Origin of the sequence: Variovorax sp. YR216 (assembly GCF_900107745.1) — a bacterium.
Classification (GTDB): domain Bacteria; phylum Pseudomonadota; class Gammaproteobacteria; order Burkholderiales; family Burkholderiaceae_C; genus Variovorax.
The window spans coordinates 648,264-667,556 of sequence record NZ_FNRO01000003.1; the positions used below are offsets into that span (position 1 = coordinate 648,264).

The 19,293-nt window shown below is 66.4% G+C and carries 19 protein-coding genes; 13 read left to right on the plus strand and 6 right to left on the minus strand.

The features are described 5' to 3' along the window. Positions 1–21 precede the first annotated feature (21 nt). On the minus strand, positions 22–1,035 hold the full coding sequence (locus tag BLW05_RS13020) for a S1C family serine protease (protein ID WP_093163025.1): 1,014 nt from the start codon (positions 1,033–1,035) through the stop codon (positions 22–24). Between the two features lie 87 nt (positions 1,036–1,122). Here BLW05_RS13020 and BLW05_RS13025 point away from each other — a divergent pair, with 87 nt between their 5' ends. Together BLW05_RS13025 and BLW05_RS13030 are read left to right on the plus strand one after the other, a co-directional pair. Continuing rightward, positions 1,123–1,983 (plus strand): TatD family hydrolase, encoded by an 861-nt coding sequence (locus BLW05_RS13025; protein WP_093163201.1) that lies wholly within the window; start codon positions 1,123–1,125, stop codon positions 1,981–1,983. A gap of 139 nt (positions 1,984–2,122) precedes the next feature. Continuing rightward, complete coding sequence (locus BLW05_RS13030) at positions 2,123–2,554, plus strand: hypothetical protein (RefSeq protein WP_093163027.1); 432 nt, start codon at positions 2,123–2,125, stop codon at positions 2,552–2,554. A gap of 67 nt (positions 2,555–2,621) precedes the next feature. Here BLW05_RS13030 and BLW05_RS13035 read toward each other — a convergent pair whose 3' ends face one another. Next, complete coding sequence (locus tag BLW05_RS13035) at positions 2,622–3,458, minus strand: mechanosensitive ion channel family protein (RefSeq protein ID WP_093163028.1); 837 nt, start codon at positions 3,456–3,458, stop codon at positions 2,622–2,624. A 43-nt stretch (positions 3,459–3,501) separates the two neighbouring features. On the opposite strand from BLW05_RS13035, the gene BLW05_RS13040 reads away from it, so the two are divergent. From BLW05_RS13040 to BLW05_RS35920, 4 genes are all read left to right on the plus strand, one after another. After that, positions 3,502–4,035, plus strand: a complete 534-nt coding sequence (locus BLW05_RS13040; RefSeq protein ID WP_093163030.1) for a DNA-deoxyinosine glycosylase — start codon at positions 3,502–3,504, stop codon at positions 4,033–4,035. Beyond that, entirely contained in the window at positions 4,032–4,775 is a 744-nt protein-coding gene (locus BLW05_RS13045) for a class I SAM-dependent methyltransferase (protein WP_093163031.1), read from the plus strand. Before BLW05_RS13040 ends, BLW05_RS13045 begins: the two co-directional genes overlap by 4 nt. Before the next feature lie 21 nt (positions 4,776–4,796). Next, complete coding sequence (locus BLW05_RS13050) at positions 4,797–6,581, plus strand: type IV pilus assembly ATPase TfpB (protein ID WP_093163033.1); 1,785 nt, start codon at positions 4,797–4,799, stop codon at positions 6,579–6,581. 139 nt (positions 6,582–6,720) lie between these two features. After that, positions 6,721–6,879: a hypothetical protein gene (locus BLW05_RS35920; protein ID WP_177142639.1), complete on the plus strand. Its 159-nt coding sequence runs from the start codon at positions 6,721–6,723 to the stop codon at positions 6,877–6,879. A 20-nt stretch (positions 6,880–6,899) separates the two neighbouring features. On the opposite strand, the gene BLW05_RS13055 is transcribed toward BLW05_RS35920, so the two are convergent. After that, a complete protein-coding gene (locus BLW05_RS13055; RefSeq protein WP_093163203.1) occupies positions 6,900–7,724 on the minus strand; it encodes a ParB N-terminal domain-containing protein in 825 nt (274 codons plus the stop codon). 157 nt (positions 7,725–7,881) lie between these two features. Here BLW05_RS13055 and BLW05_RS13060 point away from each other — a divergent pair, with 157 nt between their 5' ends. Together BLW05_RS13060 and BLW05_RS13065 are read left to right on the plus strand one after the other, a co-directional pair. Further along, a complete protein-coding gene (locus tag BLW05_RS13060; protein ID WP_093163034.1) occupies positions 7,882–8,370 on the plus strand; it encodes a tripartite tricarboxylate transporter TctB family protein in 489 nt (162 codons plus the stop codon). 10 nt (positions 8,371–8,380) lie between these two features. Then, complete coding sequence (locus BLW05_RS13065) at positions 8,381–9,898, plus strand: tripartite tricarboxylate transporter permease (protein WP_093163036.1); 1,518 nt, start codon at positions 8,381–8,383, stop codon at positions 9,896–9,898. A 162-nt stretch (positions 9,899–10,060) separates the two neighbouring features. On the opposite strand, the gene BLW05_RS13070 is transcribed toward BLW05_RS13065, so the two are convergent. Next, on the minus strand, positions 10,061–10,960 hold the full coding sequence (locus BLW05_RS13070; RefSeq protein WP_256330263.1) for a LysR family transcriptional regulator: 900 nt from the start codon (positions 10,958–10,960) through the stop codon (positions 10,061–10,063). 118 nt (positions 10,961–11,078) lie between these two features. Between BLW05_RS13070 and BLW05_RS13075 the strand changes: the two genes are divergently transcribed. From BLW05_RS13075 to BLW05_RS13090, 4 genes are all read left to right on the plus strand, one after another. Beyond that, the gene (locus tag BLW05_RS13075) at positions 11,079–12,047 is read left to right on the plus strand and encodes a Bug family tripartite tricarboxylate transporter substrate binding protein (protein ID WP_093163039.1); all 969 of its coding nucleotides are present in this window, start codon (positions 11,079–11,081) and stop codon (positions 12,045–12,047) included. A 135-nt stretch (positions 12,048–12,182) separates the two neighbouring features. Then, the gene (locus tag BLW05_RS13080) at positions 12,183–13,796 is read left to right on the plus strand and encodes a gamma-glutamyltransferase family protein (protein WP_093163040.1); all 1,614 of its coding nucleotides are present in this window, start codon (positions 12,183–12,185) and stop codon (positions 13,794–13,796) included. Positions 13,797–13,799: 3 nt separating this feature from the next. Continuing rightward, positions 13,800–14,708, plus strand: a complete 909-nt coding sequence (locus BLW05_RS13085; RefSeq protein ID WP_093163042.1) for a DMT family transporter — start codon at positions 13,800–13,802, stop codon at positions 14,706–14,708. Between the two features lie 16 nt (positions 14,709–14,724). Beyond that, positions 14,725–15,522 carry an SDR family oxidoreductase gene (locus tag BLW05_RS13090; RefSeq protein WP_093163043.1) on the plus strand — a complete coding sequence of 266 codons (798 nt, stop codon included), beginning with the start codon at positions 14,725–14,727 and terminating at the stop codon, positions 15,520–15,522. Between the two features lie 3 nt (positions 15,523–15,525). On the opposite strand, the gene BLW05_RS13095 is transcribed toward BLW05_RS13090, so the two are convergent. After that, positions 15,526–16,425 carry a DMT family transporter gene (locus BLW05_RS13095; RefSeq protein ID WP_093163045.1) on the minus strand — a complete coding sequence of 300 codons (900 nt, stop codon included), beginning with the start codon at positions 16,423–16,425 and terminating at the stop codon, positions 15,526–15,528. 100 nt (positions 16,426–16,525) lie between these two features. Here BLW05_RS13095 and BLW05_RS13100 point away from each other — a divergent pair, with 100 nt between their 5' ends. After that, on the plus strand, positions 16,526–17,512 hold the full coding sequence (locus BLW05_RS13100) for a quinone oxidoreductase family protein (protein ID WP_093163046.1): 987 nt from the start codon (positions 16,526–16,528) through the stop codon (positions 17,510–17,512). Positions 17,513–17,623: 111 nt separating this feature from the next. On the opposite strand, the gene BLW05_RS13105 is transcribed toward BLW05_RS13100, so the two are convergent. Next, on the minus strand, positions 17,624–19,282 hold the full coding sequence (locus tag BLW05_RS13105) for a Na/Pi cotransporter family protein (RefSeq protein ID WP_093163048.1): 1,659 nt from the start codon (positions 19,280–19,282) through the stop codon (positions 17,624–17,626). Positions 19,283–19,293 lie beyond the last annotated feature (11 nt).

Genomic DNA, 19,293 nt, shown 5'->3' on the forward strand with positions numbered 1-19,293 from the left:
AATGCTCTTTCTTTCGATGGGTCAGAAGGGCGGCGAGCCGGCGGCCGATGCCGCGTTCTCGATCGGCACGGCGAAGCCGATACCGATGAAGGTGCGCTGCTGGGTCGGGTTGAGGATGGCCGTGACGATGCCGAGCACCTCGCCGTCCATGTTGATGAGCGGACCGCCCGAATTGCCCGGATTGGCTGCGGCGTCGAACTGGATCAGGTTGCCCAGTTCCTGCTTGCCTTCGGGCGAGCGGAACGAGCGTTTCAGTCCGGAAACCACGCCGGCCGACACCGACGGCCCGATGCCGAAGGGGAAGCCGACGGCGACGACCTGGTCCCCCGGCTGGAGATCGGCGGTGGAGCGCATCGTGGCGGGGATGAGGTCGTCCGGCAGCTTCTGCGCCTGCAGCACCGCGAGGTCGTTTTCGGGCTGCACGCCGGTGATCGTGGCGGGCGACTCGAGCCCATCGAAGAACGTCACCTTGATCGTTTCGGAGCCTGCGACCACATGCAGGTTGGTCAGGATGATCCCCTTGTCCACGATCACCACGCCGGTGCCGACGCCGCGCTCCACCTGCTGGCCAGCCGCTTCGTCGGCGGGCGTCTCCGCGGGCTTGCCTTTGGCGAGATTGCGGCCGCGCTTCTCGACCTTGGCTTCGGGCGTCGTCTTCTCGGTGCCGTAGCCGACCACGCGCACCACCGAGGGCCGGATGATCTCGGCCGCCTTGGCCGCGGGCGAGGGCAAGGTGGTGGTGTGCAGAGTGCGCAGCACCGCCTGGTCGATGTCCTTCTGCGTGAGCTGGCGGTAGCCCTTGGGCCACATCACCGCACCGGTGGCGCCCATGCCGACCACGAGCGCGACGAGCAGCGCGAAGCTGCGGCGTCCAGGCTGCCAGCGCTGCGGCGCCTGGGGAACTGCAGCGGCTTGTGCGGGTTGCGATTGCGTCGTGTCGGTACCGTCCGACGCGTTCTGTGCGATGGTCGCGCCGGGTTCTGCCGCGTTGCGCGGCTCTCTGGGCGAGCGGCTGTAGAAAGCAGGCCTGCGCATCGGGCACCTCCGGCAAAAGAGAACGCTTGAGGAGGCACGGTAGCACGCTTTCCGGAGGTCTGCATGCCCTTCGGGCATGATCGCGAGATGGCCGTCTTCGTCGATACCCACTGCCATCTCGACGCGCCCGAATTCGGCGCCGAGATGCCCCGGATCAGGGCGCGCGCAGCGAGCCTCGGCGTCGGGCTTTGCGTGATTCCGGCCGTGGCAGCCTTCAACTTCACCGTGGTGCGCGAGCTGGCGCATCTGCAGGGCGACGCCTACGCGCTCGGCATCCATCCGATGTGCACCGGGCAGGCGCTGGACGAGCATCTGGATGAACTCGATGCCGAACTGGCGCGCCGGCGCGACGACCCGCGGCTGGTGGCTGTCGGCGAGATCGGGCTCGACTTCTTCGCCCCAGGCCTCGATGCCGACCGGCAGGCGAAGTTCTTTCACACTCAGTTGCAGCTTGCGCGCAAGCATGAACTGCCGGTGATCATTCATGTGCGCCGGTCGGTGGACAAGGTGCTGAAGCATCTTCGCCAGGCGGCGCCGGGGCAGCGCTGGCACGGCATCGCGCACGCGTTCAACGGCAGCGAGCAGCAGGCGCAGGCATGCATCGATCTCGGGCTCAAGCTGGGCTTCGGCGGGGCGGTGACCTTCGAACGGGCCCTGCAGCTGCGACGGCTGGCGCAGGCCGTTCCGCTGGAGGCGATCGTCATGGAAACCGACGCGCCCGACATCCAGCCGCAGTGGATCTACCGCACGCAGGCCCAGCGCGATGCCGGCGAGCCGCAGGGGCGCAACGAGCCCGGCGAACTGCCGCGTATCGGCGAAGTGGTGGCCGACTTGCGAGGCATGTCCGTGGAGGCGCTGGCCGAGGCGACCACCCGCAATGCGATCGAGGCGCTGCCGCGTCTGTCTTCGCTGATCGGCGTGTCGGCAAGTATGCTGCGCACCGCGTAGGCCGATCGCTCGACTTGCGCGACAGCGGCCCGGGCGTGGGTTTTCGGTGTCATCCTTGGGCTCTGGGCAGTCGTTGTATTGCCATGTGCAAGCACCAGTGGCTCGCCAGGCCACTTCAACTTACTAGGAGCCTTCCAAGATGAACAAGACTTTCGTCCGCATCCTTCCTGCCGCATTGACACTCGCCGTCGCGTCGGTCGCACTGCCGGCCCTGGCGCAGAACACCGCCGCGCCCTCGACGACCGAGAAAGTGGAAAACACCAGCAAGGAAGCATGGGACTCCACCAAGAGCGGCACCAAGAAGGCGGTGAAGGCCACCGAGCACGGCGGCGAAAAGGCCTGGGATGCGACCAAGAGCGGTAGCGAAAAGGCGTGGGACGCCACCAAGCACGGCAGCCAGAAGGCCTGGGACGCCACCAAGCACGGGGCGCACGCCACCGGCAAGGCCGTGAGCGATGCGGGCAGCGCGGCCGCCGGCGCCACGCGCAAGGCCGGCGACAAGATCGGGGAGCAGATCCCCGGCACCGAGCAGCATGACGCGAAGGTCAAGCAAGAAGCGAAGAAGCCCTGAGTTCCTCGCGTTTCGCGCGCCGCAATGAAGAAACCCGCCGGAAGGCGGGTTTCGCTTTTGGGGGGCTTCAGGCCGGCTTGACGGGCGGTGGCGTGAGGTGGCGCTGCACCAGCGGTGTCTCCGGCGTCGGGTAGCCGGCGGCGCCGAAGGTCTTGACAATCGCCTTGTGCGTGTCGAAGTAGACCTGCCAGTAGTGGTCGGTGTGCGTGTAGGGCCGCACCGCGAGCAGCGGGCCTTCGGGCGTGAACTGGAGGATCTCCACGTCCGCCGGCTGCTCCTTCGAGACGTTGGGGATTTCGCCCACCGCAGCCTTGAGTCGCTGGATGGCGTCGCCGACATCCACGCCGTTCGCGATCTTGGCCGTGATGTCGACACGCCGCCACTGCAGCGTGCTGAAGTTCTGGATCGTCTCGGACAACACCTTGTTGTTGCCGACGGTCACGACGGTGTTGTCCGGAGAGATGAGCGTGGTGCCGAAGAGGCCCAGTTCCTTGACAGTGCCAGTCACGCCGCCGCCGACGGTGACGAAATCACCCACGCGGTACGGCCGCAGCACCTGCAGGAACACGCCGGCCGCGAAGTGCGTGAGCAGGCCGCCCCAGGCGGTGCCGATGGCGAGGCCCGCGCCGGCCAGCAGCACCGCGAAGGAGGTGGTGCGGATGCCGAACATGTCGAGGATCGCGAGGATCAGGACGATGTTCAGGATCACGCCGAGGATCGAGATCAGGTAGTGGCTCAGCGTCGGGTCCATGCGCTTGCCGCGTTCGATCGCCTTGCCGACGAGCTTCTGGGCCAGGCCGATGAGCCATCGGCCGATGACCCAGGCGATCAGGGCGCCGATGACTTTCAGGCCAAAATCGACGCCCTGCGTCGTGATGAACGTCCAGATCGCTTCCGTATTCAAGTTCTTCTCCTCACAGTGCCAGCGATTCACACCGGCAAGCGTTATGGATAAGCCAGCCTCGCGCCCAATCGACGCGGACGCCGTGCTCACGGGCCTCGCACCGATCGTGTCCGAGAACACCGCCTTGTTGATCCTCGGCAGCTTTCCTGGCGCACGTTCGATCACGGAGCAGCGGTATTATGCGCACCCGCAGAATCATTTCTGGAAAATTTTGCAGGCCCTGTGGCCCGCAAACCCGCTCCCAGCGGGCGTTGATAGCTATCAAAAGCGTAGCGAGTGGCTGCTCGACCGAGGGCTGGGCGTGTGGGACGTCTACGCGAGTTGCCGGCGCGAAGGCAGCCTCGACACGGCGATCCGCGATGCGGTCGTGAACGACATCGTGAGCCTGCGCCTGCCGAAGCTCGTGGCCATCGCGCACAACGGGGGCGAGAGCTTCAAGCATGCAAGGCACACGCGCACGCTCGGCGTGCCGGTCCATCGGCTGCCGTCGTCGAGTCCCGCCAACGCATCGTGGAGCTTCGAGCGCAAGGTCCACGCCTGGCGCGAAGTGTTTGAAAGGTATCTGGACATTCCATGAAAGTCTCTCTCCCCGAAGTCAACTTCTCCGATTGGGGAGACGTGCGCTACCTGCATCTGGGCACGGAGTGGGTACAGGGCTCGATGAAGCTCGACGCGCCTTTCGACATCGAGCTCGAATACGTGCAGCGCATGATGGCGTGGCTGCTCTTCGTCGACCCGGCCAGCGTCGCGAAGCGCCATGCGATGCAGCTCGGGCTCGGGGCCGCGAGCCTCACCAAGTTCTGCCGCAAGACGCTGCGCATGCGCACCACCGCGATCGAACTCAATCCCCAGGTGGTCGCAGCATGCCGGGGCTGGTTCAAGCTGCCGGCGGACGATGCGAAGCTCCAGATCGTGGTGGCCGATGCGGCCACCGAGATCCGCCAGCCGCAATGGCTCGGCACCGTCGATGCGCTGCAGGTCGATCTCTACGACCACGAAGCCGCCGCGCCGGTGCTCGACAGCGAAGACTTCTACGCCGACTGCCGCGGTCTCCTGTCCGAGGACGGGTGCATGACGGTCAACCTTTTCGGCCGCTCGTCCAGCTACGAGCGCAGCCTCGCGAAGATCGTCGCGGTCTTTGGCGAGGAGGCGGTCTGGGCCTTCAAGCCGACGCGAGAAGGCAACACGATCGTGCTGGCGCAGCGCGAAGCCAGCCGGCCGAAACGGCCCGTGCTTGCCGACCGTGCGCAAACCATCCAGACTCGCTGGAGTCTGCCCGCTCCCAAATGGCTGCGCGTGTTCAAGCCCGTGGCTTGAGCGCCGTCAGGCTCTCCCTCTATGAATGCTGTGACCTTGCCTTCTCCTGATCCCCGGTTCGAAGGGCCGCTCGATCTGCGGCACCTGATCGAATGGCTTGCGCGGGATGGCGTGATCTCGCCGCCCGAAGCCAAGCGGACGCTCACGCGCTGCGCGCAGGCGCAGAGCCGCCAGGCGCCGCTGGTGCGCCTCGCCAGCGTCGCGATGACGCGCGAGAGCGACGGCAAGCCGCTCGATCTGGAAATGCTCACCCAATGGCTGGCCAGCCGCGCAGGGCTCGCTTACTTGCGCATCGATCCGCTGAAGGTCGACGTGGGCAAGGTGGCCGACACCATGAGCGCGGCGTACGCGGAGCGGCACAAGGTGCTGCCGGTGCAGGTGACGCCGAGCGAAGTGGTGGTCGCGACCTCGGAGCCGTTCCTGACCGACTGGATCCCCGAGGTCGAACGCCAGTCGCGCCGGTCGGTGCGGCGCGTGGTCGCGAATCCGGCGGACATCCAGCGCTACACGGCGGAGTTCTTCGCGCTCGCGAAGTCGGTCCGCGCGGCGCAGAAGGCGGGCTCCAGCGCGGGCAGCGCGAGCTTCGAGCAGCTGGTCGAGCTCGGCAAGTCCAACAAGCAGCTCGACGCCAACGACCAGAGCGTGGTGCAGGTTGTGGACTGGCTCTGGCAATACGCCTTCGACCAGCGCGCGAGCGACATCCACCTCGAACCGCGCCGCGACCAGGGCGTGATCCGCTTCCGCATCGACGGCGTGCTGCATCCGGCCTATCAGATGCCGATGGGCGTGATGAACGCGATGGTGTCGCGGATCAAGCTGCTCGGCCGCATGGACGTGGTCGAGAAGCGCCGCCCACTCGACGGCCGCATCAAGACCCGCAACATCCGCGGCGAAGAAATCGAGATGCGGCTTTCCACGCTGCCCACCGCCTTCGGCGAGAAGATGGTGATGCGGATCTTCGACCCGGACACCGCGGTCAAGGACCTCGACGCGCTGGGCTTCGCGCAGCACGATGCGAAGCGCTGGGAGCAGCTCGTGACGCGGCCGCACGGCATCATCCTCGTGACCGGCCCGACCGGCTCCGGCAAGACGACCACGCTCTATTCCACGCTCAAGCGCGTGGCGACCGAGGAAGTCAACGTGAGCACGGTGGAGGACCCGATCGAGATGATCGAGCCCTCGTTCAACCAGACGCAGGTGCAGCCGCAGCTCGACTTCGGCTTCACCGAGGGCCTGCGCGCGTTGATGCGCCAGGATCCGGACATCATCATGGTGGGCGAGATCCGCGATCTCGCCACCGCCGAGATGGCGGTACAGGCGGCGCTGACCGGCCACCTCGTCTTCAGCACGCTCCACACCAACGATGCGCCGAGCGCGATCACGCGGCTGATGGAACTCGGCGTGCCCTCGTACCTCATCAACGCGGTGATGCTCGGTGTGCTGGCCCAGCGGCTGGTGCGCACGCTGTGTCCGCACTGCAAGGCGCCCGACGAATCGATCACGCGCGAGAAGCTCGCGGAGTTCGTTGCGCCCTGGCAGATCAGTGGTTCGGTGCGCGCCTACCGGCCGGTGGGTTGCGTGGACTGCCGCATGACGGGCTACATGGGCCGCATGGGCCTGTACGAGTTGCTCACCGTGTCCGAAGCGTTCAAGAGCGAAGTCACCAAGGAGCCGAGCATGGCGCCGCTGCGGCGGCAGGCGGTGGCAGATGGCATGCGGCCGCTGCGGTTGGCCGGCGCGCTCAGGATCGCCGAAGGGCTCACCACCATCGAGGAAGTGCTCAGCGCGACGCCGCCGCTCGAATAGCCGGCTTCCCTGCAGCTCTGCGAGCTGGAAAAAGGAAGAATTTCACGATCGGCGCCGATAGCAACATCGGCTTTTTGGATGATTCCCAGCGCCTGTTCCGAGGCGCAAAGTCGCACCTACGACGACTTGGGGGAACGACATGGACTCTGAGGTTTTCACGATTGGCGCACTGGCACTGCTCGTTGCAGGTGGCTGGTTGATCGACCTTCTGAACCATCGTGAGGAATCCCGCCTCAGTCGCGGCATGGCCCGCCAGCTCAAGAAATCGGCAGACACCCTCCACGGCATGCTGCACTGACTTCCAGGCGACCGCCTCACCTAGGCGGCGGCTTGCGATTCGGACAGCTCGGCCAGCTGGCGCCTCAACGATTCGTTCTCCGCAGTCAGCTCGGCGACCCGCTGGCGCAGCATCTGCAGCTCATCGACCTGACCCGGTTCATCCGATGTAGCGGCGGATTCCTCCCTGGGCTTTCGCTTCGATTCGCGGACCCGCTTCGCGGCCTGCTTCAGCTCTTCCTTGCCGCCTGTTGCTGCGGCGACCTGCTCGTCGGCGGGCAAGGTCGCCACCGCCGCTGCAGCGTTGATCGAGATGGTGCCGGCCTTGACGGCGGCCACCACTTCGGGCGCGGCCTGTTTCTGGATCTTTTCGATCATCACCACCTGATTGCTGCTGAGGCGCGCGGCCCGGGCCAGGGCTTCGCGGCTTTCGAACGGCGCGGGCGGCGGTGCATCCGCGGCGGCGGAGGCTTCGCGGCCCCGTGGCCCGGCGTCTTCGGCGGCCGCCGCGGCATCGCCCGCCGGGGGCGCGGCGCGCGAACGCCGGTCGGCGACGATCTCGCGCTTGCGCAGTGCGAGCACGCCGCGCTGGAAGTCCGAGAGGCTCCGGCGGCCGAGATGCTGCTCGATCATCCAGAGGTGCACGTCCGCCATGGACTTGAACCGCGTGTTCTGCACCGTCTGGAACGGCACGCCGTGCTTCTGGCAGATGCGATAGCGGTTGTGGCCGTCCACCAGCACATCGCCCCACAGCACGAGCGCATCGCGGCAGCCTTCCTCGAGGATGCTGCGTTCGAGCGACTCTTCCTCCTCGGCGGTCAACGGATCGATGTAGGCCTTGAGTTCTTCGTTGACGACGATGTCCATGAGGGAGCGGCAGCGCAGGGCATGAGTGAAAAGGGGCTGCATTTTAGAGACGCAAGGGCAGGGATAACCCTCAATTTGCGGTAGGTGGAATCCACATCGACCTGACTTTTGGCTGACTCCACAATTCGCGATCGAATTTTTTTCGTGGAGACTGTTCGTGAAAATCAAGAGTCAGAAAGACTTCTTCTCGGGGGTGATGTTCGCCGTCGTCGGAGTGGCCTTCGCCTGGGGTGCCACGACGTACAACGTCGGCACCGGCGCCCGCATGGGCCCGGGCTACTTCCCGCTGATGCTGGGCATCCTGATGGCCATCATCGGGCTCGGCGTCATGTTCACCGGCCTCACGGTCGAGACCGAGGATGGCGAAAAGATCGGCACGTGGGCCTGGAGGCAGGTCGTCTACATCATCGGCGCCAACCTCGCCTTCGGCGTGCTGCTGGGCGGTCTGCCGAGCATCGGCGTGCCGGCGATGGGGATGATCATCGCGATCTACGCGCTCGTGATCATTTCGAGCCTCGCGGGAGAGCATTTCAATCTCAAGGATGTGCTCGTCCTTGCCACCATTCTGGCGGTCGGCAGCTACGTCGCCTTCATCTGGGCGCTGAAGCTGCAGATCCAGGTGTGGCCGACCTTCATCACGGGCTGAGGACTGCGCCATGGATCTGATCACCAATCTCTCGTTGGGTTTTGGCGTTGCCTTTACCTTCACCAATCTTCTGTACTGCCTGATCGGCTGCATCCTGGGCACGCTGATCGGCGTGCTGCCGGGCATCGGCCCGGTCGCGACCATCGCGATGCTGCTGCCGGCGACCTATGCGCTGCCACCGGTGTCGGCGCTGATCATGCTGGCCGGCATCTACTACGGCGCGCAATACGGCGGCTCCACCACCGCGATCCTGGTCAACCTGCCGGGCGAATCGTCCTCGGTGGTGACCGTGATCGACGGCTACCAGATGGCGCGCAAGGGCCGTGCGGGCCCGGCGCTCGCGGCGGCCGGCCTGGGCTCGTTCTTCGCGGGCTGCGTCGGTACGCTGATCCTGGCCGCGTTCGCGCCGCCGCTGACCGAACTGGCCTTCAAGTTCGGCCCGGCCGAGTACTTCTCGCTGATGATCCTGGGCCTGATCGGCGCGGTGGTGCTGGCCTCGGGCTCGTTGCTCAAGGCGATCGGCATGATCGTGCTGGGCCTGCTGATGGGTCTCGTCGGCACCGACGTGAACTCGGGCGTCGCGCGCTTCAGCTTCGACATCCCCGAACTGACCGACGGCATCGGCTTCGTGACCATCGCCATGGGCGTGTTCGGCTACGGCGAAATCATCGCCAACCTCTCGCGTCCCGAGCATGAGCGCGAGGTCTTCACCGCGAAGGTGTCGGGCCTGTTCCCGACCAAGGAAGACTTCAAGCGCATGTTCCCGGCCGTGCTGCGCGGCACGGGCCTGGGCGCCGCGCTGGGCATCCTGCCGGGCGGCGGTGCGCTGCTGGCGGCCTTCGCGGCCTACACGATCGAGAAGAAGACCAAGCTGCACCCAGGCGAAGTGCCGTTCGGCAAGGGCAATATCCGGGGCGTGGCGGCGCCCGAATCGGCCAACAACGCCGGTGCGCAGACCTCGTTCATCCCGCTGCTCACGCTGGGCATCCCGCCTAACGCGGTGATGGCGCTGATGGTGGGCGCGATGACCATCCACAACATCCAGCCCGGCCCGCAGGTGATGACCAGCAACCCCGAGCTGTTCTGGGGCTTGATCGCCTCGATGTGGCTGGGCAACGCGATGCTGATCATCTTGAACCTGCCGCTGATCGGCATGTGGATCAAGCTGCTGTCGGTGCCCTACAAGTTCCTGTTCCCGGCCATCGTGCTGTTCTGCGCGATCGGGGTCTACTCGACCAACAACAACACCTTCGACATCTGGATGGTCGCGGCCTTCGGCTTCATCGGCTACATGTTCTTCAAGCTGGGCTGCGAACCCGCGCCGCTTCTGCTGGGATTCATTCTCGGCCCGATGATGGAAGAGAACCTGCGCCGGGCGCTGCTGCTGTCGCGCGGTGACTGGGTCGTCTTCGTCACGCGCCCGATCTCGGCGGGCCTGCTCGCCGCGGCACTCCTGCTGCTGGTGATCGTGCTCTTGCCTGCGGTGAAGTCCAAGCGCGAGGAAGCCTTCCAGGAGGAAGAGGCCTGATCGCCCACCGATCTTCCCCCTCGCTCAACGGCACCTTCGGGTGCCGTTTCTTTATTGATCCGGGCTCAGGAACCCCACGGAACCGGCTTTGCCGGGCCGTCGGGGTTGCCCCCCGGAGAGGGGGTGTCCGAGCCACACGAAGTGGGCGAGGCTGGGGGTGAACTATTTCCTGGGTTTCATGTGCTGCCGCGCCATTGCCAGGAAGGCCATTGCTGCCGGGCTGAGCGGGTGCTTCGCGAGCCGGATCGCAACCACCGGGTATTCGAGCGCAGGCCGGGTCACCGTCGCTGCGCGCAGGTTGGCCGGCATCAGGACCTCCACGTAGCGCGGCAGGAGCGCAACGCCGGCGCCAGCCTGGATGAGGCCGAACGCGGTCGAGAGCATCGAGACGTGGTGCACGACGCGCGGGTAGACATTGGCCGTGCTGGAGAGCATCCGGCTCACGGACCGCCACACATTGGCATCCGGATTGACGTGGATGAAGGGCAGTCCGTCGAGCTGCCTCGCATCGATCACCACCCGTTGCGCCAGCGGATGGTCCTCGCGCATGAACAGGCCCATGCGCTCGGTGAACAGCGGCTCGGTGGCGAGCTCGGAATGCGTCTGCCCGATGTCCGACCCGAAGCCGAGGTCGGCCTCCTGCGTGAGCACGCGCGAGATCATCTGTTCCGCGGTGCTGTCGAGCAGGGTGGTCGCAAGGCCTGGGCGCGTTTCCGAGAAGCGGCGCAGCAGAGGCGGCAGCAGCGCACCGGCGGTGAGATGGCCCACGGCCAGTACCACGCGCCCTTCGCGCAACTGGGACTGCGAGCGGCAGGCGCCGACGGATTCATCGATCAGCCGCAGCGCGCGCACGGCGGTGTCGACCATCATCTGGCCCGCGCTGGTCATCTGGATGCGGCGGCCGCGTACGACCAGCGGCTGGCCGAGCTCGCTCTCCATGCGCTTGACGAGATGGCTGATCGCCGGCTGCGTGAGTTGCAGGGCCTCTGCCGCGAGTGTGAAGCTGCCCGATTCGGCCACCGCCGCCAGGGCCCGGAGCTGTTGCAGGGAGATCTCTTCCATGCCCATGCTGCGCCCTTGCCATAAGCAAGGCTCATAGTTCGATAAAGCGGATTATCTGGTTTGATGTGCCCGCGCTGCATAGGATTCGGGCTTCATCACAGGGACACAATCCAGATCCATGAAACGCCACCAGTTCCTCAAGGCCTGCGCCGCCGCGCTGTGCCTTGCCGCCTCGTCCGCCAGCATGGCGCAGACCTTTCCGACCAAGCCGATCCGGCTGATCGTGCCGTTCCCGGCTGGCGGTGCGACGGACCTGTTCGCGCGCACCCTGTCGCAGAAGATGGGCGAGAAGCTCGGCGGCACGCTGGTGATCGACAACAAGCCCGGCGCGGGCGGCGCAATCGGCTCCGACATGGCGGCCAAGGCCCCGGCCGACGGCTACACGCTGCTGCTGGCGACGACGAGCACGCACTCGATCGGCCCGTTCATCAGCAAGGTGCCGTACGACACGGTGCGCGACTTCACGCCGATCGGCCATGTCGGCGATGCGCCGAGCATCATGCTGGTGCCGAACAACTCGCCCGCGAAGACGGTGCGCGAATGGATCGATCACGCGAAGAAGAACCCCGGCAAGCTCAACTACGCGTCGAGCGGCAACGGCACCATCGTCCAGCTCACGGCGGAGCTGTTCAAGGCGCAGGCCGGCATCTTCGTGACGCACATCCCGTACAAGGGCACGGCGCTGGCGATTCCCGACCTGATCACCGGCAAGGTCGATGTGCTCTTCGACTCGCTGCCAACCGGCATGCCGCATGTGCGCGACGGCCGCCTGCGCGCGCTCGGCGTGACCTCGCTCAAGCGCAGCCCGCTCGCACCCGACCTGCCGCCGATCGCGGACACGCTCCCGGGGTTCGAATCGAACACCTGGTTCGGCCTCTACGGCCCCAAGGGACTGCCGGCGGATCTGGTGGCGCGCATCAACACCGCGGCGAACCAGGCGCTCTCCGATCCTGAAATGCGCGACAAGCTCTCGCGCCTGGGCATCGAGCCGACGACCAGCACGCCGGCGCAGTTCGCCAGCATGGTGGCGGAGGACGCCGCCAAGTGGAAGAAGATCATCGTCGAACGCAAGATCACCGGAGACTAAGCTCGCCCCCAGGCTGCGCGCACTTCGTGTCGCTCCGCCAACCCCCTTCCGGGGGCGACACCGGCGGGCCGGCGAAGCCGGTTCCGCGGTGTCCCCCGAACTGAAGCAGCCGTACGCGGCCATTGGATGACGCCCATGAAATTCGACTACGCCAATCCCTACACGTCCACGCGCATCCCGGTCTTTGCGCGCAACGTCGTCTCCACCTCGCATCCACTGGCTTCGCAGGCCGGGCTGCGCATCCTCTACCAGGGCGGCAACGCCGTCGATGCGGCGATCGCCACCGCGGCTGCGATGACCATCGTCGAGCCGGTGAGCAATGGCCTCGGCAGCGATGCTTTCTGCATCCTGTGGGACGGCAAGAAGCTGCACGGCCTGAATGGCTCCGGCGCCGCGCCGCAGGCATGGACGCCGGACTACTTCCGCCGCAAGTACGGCAACGACGTCGCCACGCCGCCTCAGCGCGGCATGGACTCGGTCACCGTTCCCGGTGCGGTGGCGAGCTGGGTCGCGCTGTCGGAGCGTTTTGGCAGGCTGCCATTCGCGGACCTGATGGCGCCAGCCATCGAGATCGCCGAGCGCGGCTACCTGATGCCGCCGGTGGTGCAGCAGAAGTGGGCGGCGGCCACGCCGATCCTGCGATCGCAGCCGGGCTTCGAACAGGGCTTTCTGCCGTGGGGCCGCGCGCCCGAAGTCGGCGAGCTGTTCCGCTTTCCGGCCGCGGCGCGCGCGCTGAAGGCGATCGCCGCGACCAAGGGTGAGGCCTTCTACAGCGGTGAAATCGCAGCGGCGCTCGAGAAGTTCTCGAACGCGAACGGCGGCAGCCTGAAGGTGAGTGACCTCGCCAACTGGAAGCCCGAGTGGGTCGAGCCGATCGCGCAGGAATACCGCGGCCACACGCTGCACGAGATTCCGCCGAACGGACAGGGCATCGCGGCGCTCATCGCGCTCGGCATCCTCAAGCACTTCGACATCGCCTCGATCCCGGTGGATTCGGTCGCCTCGCAGCACCTGCAGATCGAAGCGATGAAGCTCGCCTTCGCAGACACCTACCGCTATGTGTCCGACCCATCGTCGATGGAGGTGACCCCCCTGCAAATGCTCGACGAGGCCTACCTGGCGTCGCGCGCCAAACTCATCGACGTGAACAAGGCGCAGGACTTCAAGGCGGGCAACCCGGTCAAGGGCGGCACGATCTATCTCACCGCGGCCGACGAGAACGGCATGATGGTGAGCTTCATCCAGAGCAACTACATGGGGTTCGGCTCGGGCTGCGTGGAGCCGGAATTCGGCATCAGCCTGCAGAACCGCGGCCACGGCTTCAGCCTGAAGGCCGACAGCCCGAACGTGGTCGCGCCGGGCAAGCGGCCCTTCCACACCATCATCCCGGCCTTCCTGACCAAGGACGGCGCGCCGGTGATGAGCTTCGGCGTGATGGGCGGCAACATGCAGCCGCAAGGCCATATGCAGACGCTGGTGCGCATGCTCGACTACCGCCAGAGCCCGCAGGCGGCCTGCGACGCGCCGCGCTGGCGCTTCAATTCCGGCCTGGAGATCAACGCCGAGGCGGCAATGAACCCGGCGACGGTGAAGGGCCTCGTGGAACTGGGCCACAAGGTCGATGTCATCAACGATTCCTACCAGGACTTCGGTGCCGGCCAGTTCATCTGGCGCGCGGGCGATCCGGCTGTGGAAGGCTATGTCGCCGCGAGCGACGCGCGCCGCGACGGCCTTGCGGCCGGGTTCTGACAGGTGCCTGCGGAGCCCCACGCACATAAAAGCCTCGGTCCGGGCCTCGCACTGGCGACGCTCGGCGCCATCGCCTTCAGCGGCAAGGCGATCATCGTCAAGCTCGCGTACCGCTACGGCGTCGATGCGGTCACGCTCATCATGCTGCGCATGCTCTTCGCCCTACCGCTCTTCGCGGTCATGGCGTGGTGGGCGGGGCGCGGCAAGCCGCCGCTCACGCGGCGCGACTGGCTTGGCGTGGTGGGGCTTGGCTTTTCGGGCTACTACCTGTCGAGCTTCCTTGATTTCGCCGGGCTGGCCTACATCACCGCGAGCCTGGAGCGGCTGATCCTCTATCTCAACCCGACGCTGGTGCTGCTCTTCGGCTGGATCGCCTACCGGCGGCGCATCACGCGTGGCCAGTTCGTGGGTATGGCGATCAGCTATTCGGGGGTGCTGCTGGTCTTCGGCCATGAAGTGCAGTTGGGCCAGAGCGCCTCGGCCGCGTGGGGCGCGCTGCTGGTGTTCCTGAGCGCCGTGAGCTATGCGATCTACCTCGTCGCGAGCGGCGAGTTCGTCAAGCGGCTGGGGTCGCTGCGCCTCGTCGGGCTCGCGACCAGCGTGGCCTGCCTGCTGTGCATCCTGCAGTTCGTGCTCCTGCGGCCGGTCGCCTCGGCCTTCGAAGTGGCGCCCCAGGTCATCTGGCTGTCGATCCTCAATGCGACCGTGTGCACCGCGCTCCCGGTCCTTGCCGTCATGATGGCCATCGAGCGCATCGGGCCCGCCGTGGCGGCGCAAACGGGTATGGTCGGGCCCTTGTCGACCATCCTCATGGGGGTCGTCATCCTCGGCGAACCCTTCACAGCGTGGATCGCAGCCGGCACTGTGCTGGTGATCGCCGGCATCTTCGTATTCACACGCATGGGCCGTTGAGCCCGGAGGACACAACATGGATTTGGGAATCGCAGGGAAGACTGCGCTTGTGTGCGGCGCAAGCAAGGGCCTGGGCTTCGGTTGCGCGGAAGCGCTGGTGCGCGACGGCGTCAACGTGGTGATCGTGGCGCGCGGCGCCGAGGCGCTCGAAGCCGCGGCGAAATCGCTGGAAGCCGTTGCCGCGACGCATCCGGCCAAGCCCTTCGTGAAGCACGTGGCGGCGGACATCACCACCGTGGAAGGCCGCGCCGCCGCCTTCGCGGTGCACAGGGATTTCGACATCGTCGTCACCAACGCCGGCGGCCCGCCGCCCGGCGACTTCCGCGACTGGGACCGCGAGGCTTGGATCAAGGCGGTCGACGCCAACATGCTCACGCCGATCGAGCTGATCAAGGCCACCGTGGACGGCATGGCAGCGCGCGGCTTCGGGCGCATCGTCAACATCACCTCCAGCGCGGTGAAGTCGCCGATCGACATCCTGGGCCTGAGCAACGGCGCGCGCAGCGGGCTCACCGGCTTCGTCGCCGGGCTCGCCCGCTCGGGTATCGCGGCCAAGGGCGTGACGATCAACAACCTGCTGCCCGGCGCCTTCGATACCGATCGCCTTCGCGGAACGATGCAGGGCGCCGTGAAGAAGACGGGCCAGGACATCGAGACGATCCGCGCCGCACGTCAGAAGACCATTCCGGCCGGGCGCTTCGGCACCTCCGCCGAGTTCGGTGCGATCTGCGCCTTCCTGTGCAGCGCACACGCCGGCTACATGACAGGGCAGAACGTGCTCGCCGACGGCGGTGCGTACCCGGGCACGTACTGAGGGTCAGCGGCGAGACGATACCCAGATCCCGCCGGCGATCAGGATGAACGCGGCGCCGTGGAACCACTGCGGCACCTCGCCGAGGAACGCCGCCGATAGCAGCGCCGCGAACAGCGGGGTCAGATTGCTGAAGAACCCGGCCGTCTGCGGACCGGCGCGCTGAACGCCGAGTCCCCAGCAGCGATAGGCCAGCAGCGCCGGGCCGAGCGTGATGAACACCAGCGCGGCGGCGAGCGGCCATCCCCAGTCGATGTGCGCGCCAGTCACTGCCCATTCACCGGCCGCGAAGACCGCGGACCACGCGAGCCCGAACACCATTTGCGCCATCAGGAATGAAGCCCAGTCTCGACGCGCTTCGGCCGGTTCGGTGGTGCGGGACAACATCCAGCTGTAGAACGCCCAGGAGATGGTGGCCAGCATCATGTAGAGATCGCCGGGCACCAGCCGCAGTGCGGCGAGCTGCTCCCAGCGGCCCCGGCTCAGTACGAGCAGCACCCCCGCCATCGACAATGTGGCGCCGAACAGTTGGCGCGCGGTGATCCTCGCGCCGAAGAAGAGCGTGCCGGTCGCCAGCATCCACAGCGGCATGCTCGATCCGACCAGCGTCACGTTGACCGGCGTCGACGTCTGGAGTGCCAGGTACTGGAAGGCGTTGTAGCAACCGATGCCGAGCAGGCCGAGCATGGTGAATCGCTTCCAGTGCGCCCACAGCGGGCTCTTCGGGCGGATCATGGATGCGGCGAAGGGCAGCAGCACGATGAACGCCAGCAGCCAGCGGATGAAGTTCAGCGTCATCGGCGAGACGAGGTCCCGCACCACACGGCCGACGACGGCGTTGCCGGCCCACAGCAGGGGCGGCACCGCGAGCAGAAGGGCGGTGCCCGGAGTGAGACGCTGCTGCATGGGGCTGAACTGTACCGTCTGCGCGCAGTGCTTCCGGGCGACGGCATCGAATCAAAGTCCGTGGCAGCATACGCGGCTCACCAGTCAAGGAATTCCAACCATGAGCAAAGCCGTCCGCATCGACCGCAATGGCGGTCCCGAGGAACTGAAGATCGTCGACGTCGAGGTTGGAGACCCCGGCCCCGGCGAGATCCGCATCCGCCACAAGGCGGTGGGCCTCAATTTCATCGACACCTATCAGCGCAGCGGCCTCTATCCGTTTCCGATGCCGCTGCAGCTCGGCATGGAGGCCTCGGGCATCGTCGAGGCGGTGGGCGAGGGTGTCACGCACCTGAAGGCCGGCGACCGCGCCGCCTATGCGAGCCAGCCGCCCGGCGCCTACAGCGAGCTGCGCGTGATGCCGGGCCGCAATGTCTGCAAGCTGCCCGATGCGATTTCGTTCGAGACCGGCGCGGCGATGATGCTCAAGGGCCTCACCGCGCAGTACCTGCTCAAGAAGACGCTGCCTGTGGAGGGGTTGCAAGGCGGCGACTACATCGTCTTCCATGCCGCCGCCGGTGGCGTCGGCCTCATCGCCTGCCAGTGGGCCAAGGCATTGGGCCTGAAGCTCATCGGCACCGCGGGCACCGATGCCAAGTGCCAGCTCGCGCTGGACCATGGCGCGGCGCACGCGATCAACTACAGCAAGGAGAACTTCGCGCAGCGCGTGAAGGAGATCACCGGCGGCAAGGGCGTGAAGGTGGTCTACGACTCGGTGGGCAAGGACACCTTCGAAGGCTCGCTCGAATGCCTGCGGCCTTTCGGGCTGCTCGCGATCTTCGGGAATGGATCGGGGCCGGTGCCGCCTTTCAACCTCGGGCTCCTCGGCGCGAAGGGCTCGCTCTACGTCACGCGGCCGACGCTCTTCACGCACATTGCGACGCGCGAGAGCACGCAGGCCATGGCGGACGATCTTTTTGCGGTGGTCGAAAGCGGCGCGGTGAAGATCCCGATCGACCAGCGCTACCGCCTCGAAGACGTGCAGCAGGCGCACCGCGACCTGGAGGCCCGCAAGACCACGGGCTGCACGATCCTCACCTTGAATTGAGCTCTCCCCCAGGCTACGCGCACTTCGTGGCGCTTCGCCAACCCCCTCACTGGGGGCAACACCAGCGGCCCGGCGGAGCCGGTTCCGCGGTGTTCCTGGTATCGGATGTGTCTAGCGCAGTTCGCTGAGGCGGGATTCGCGCACGCGGGTCGGCGCCAGCGCGCCAGCCGATTCGAGGATCGGATAGGCGATCGAGCAGATGTGCGAATTGATGCGCTTGAGCTCGCTGATCAGGTCGATGTGCAGCGAGCTGGTCTCGATGCTCGACGCGGTCTGCTCGGTCAGCCGGTCCAGGTGCGTCGTCGCGTAGGCGCGCTCGAGATCGCGAAAGCGCGCCTTTTCCTCCAGCAGCCGCTGCGCGTCGCGCACATTGCCGTTGAGGAACACGCTCATGCTCAAGCGCAGGTTGGCGACCAGCCGCTCGTGCAGCTCGACGATCTCGCGCATGCCGGCATCCGAGAAGTTGCGCTGCGGCTTGATCTTCTTGTCCTCGATGTCGATGATCACCCGCTCGATGATGTCGCCGATCTGCTCCATGTTGATCGTGAAGCTGATGATGTCGGTCCAGCGGCGGCTCTCTTCCTCGCCCAGCGCCTCGCGCGAGATCTTGGTCAGGTAGTACTTGATGGCCGAGTAGAGCTGGTCCACCGTGTCGTCGAGGTTGCGCAGCTCCTGCGCGAGCTTGAGGTCGTTGTTGCGGATCACGTTGAGCACGCCGATCAGCATGGTCTCGACCACGTCCGCCTGGTGCAAAGCTTCGCGGGCCGCATTCGAGATGGCCAGCGTCGGCGTCGAGAGCGCGGAAGGATCGAGATGCTGCGGGCGCCGCGTTGCGGCCGGTTCTTCAGGCGCTGGCAGCAGCCGTGTCACCCATTTCGCCACCACGTTCGTGAGCCCGATGAAGCCGATGCTGACGACGACGTTGAACGCGAGGTGATACAGCACGACAAACTGCGTGGCGTCGTCGATGTAGGGCCGGACCTCCCGCAGCCAGACTCCGACGAAGGGCGCTGCGATCGCGACGCCGAGCAGCTTGAAGATCAGGTTGCCGACCGTCACCCGTCGCACCTCGACCGACGACTTGGCCGTGGTGAGTACCGCGAGCAGGCCGCTGCCGAGATTGGCGCCAAGCACCAGGCCCAACGCGACGTCGAGCGGAACCACGTTCGAGCTGGCCATGGCCGCGACCAGCAACACGATGGCGAGGCTCGAATAGGCCAGGATCGCAAGTCCCGCGCCGATGGTGATCTCGAGCAGCACATCGCTGTTGATCGAGGCCAGCACCGCTCGCATGGCCGGGCTCTCGAAGAGCGGTCCGGTCGCTTCGACGACAAGCTGCAGCGCCAGCAGCATCAGGCCCAACCCGATGAGCACGCGCCCGACGCGGCCTGCGGGGCTCGACGGCCGCGTGATGAACAGCACCACACCGACGAAGATGAAGAGCGGCGACAGCCACGAGAGATCGGCGGAGAAGAGCACCGACATCAGCGCCGTGCCGATGTCCGCACCGCGCATCACCGCCAGCGCCGCAGGGAGCGTGACCAGCCCCTGGCCCACGAATGACGAGGTCATCAGCGAGGTGGCGGTGCTCGATTGCACCAGCGCCGTCACTCCGATCCCCGACAGCGCTGCGGTGAAGCGGTTGCGCATGCTGTGCACGAGGATCCTGCGCAGGTTGGTGCCGAAGACCCGCAGCACCCCCGTTCGGACGAGATGGGTGCCCCACACCAGCAGAGCGATCGCTGCGAGCAGATTCAACAAGTGCTTCATGGAAGAGAAGC